1 pseudogene is annotated in these 366 nt (G+C 53.8%); it reads left to right on the top strand.

The window, feature by feature from the left end:
- Positions 1-366, top strand: a pseudogene (eno, locus tag Q4563_RS17195) (phosphopyruvate hydratase); the annotation flags it as partial.

Below are 366 nucleotides of genomic sequence, written 5' to 3'. Positions count from 1 at the left end.
GTGCTGGATTCCCGCGGTAACCCGACTATTGAAGCGGATGTTACCCTCGAAGGCGGTTTTTTTGGTACCGCTTGTGCTCCTTCTGGCGCATCAACAGGAACTCGTGAAGCACTTGAACTGCGTGATGGTGATAAAAGCCGTTACCTGGGCAAAGGCGTACTGACGGCCGTTGCTAACGTCAATGACATTATCAAGCCTGCTCTGATTGGCATGGACGCAACCGGGCAACGTGCCCTGGATGAAAAAATGCTCGAGCTGGATGGTACCGACAACAAAGCCAAATTGGGTGCTAACGCCATTCTGGCCGTGTCTCTGGCAGCTGCCAAAGCGGCGGCTGTGTCCAAGGGTGTTGAACTGTACGAACAC

The sequence above is a fragment of the Gilvimarinus sp. 1_MG-2023 genome (assembly GCF_030548285.1).
Note: the sequence above shows the minus strand (reverse complement) of the source record. Positions and strands in the feature narration are given on the sequence as shown.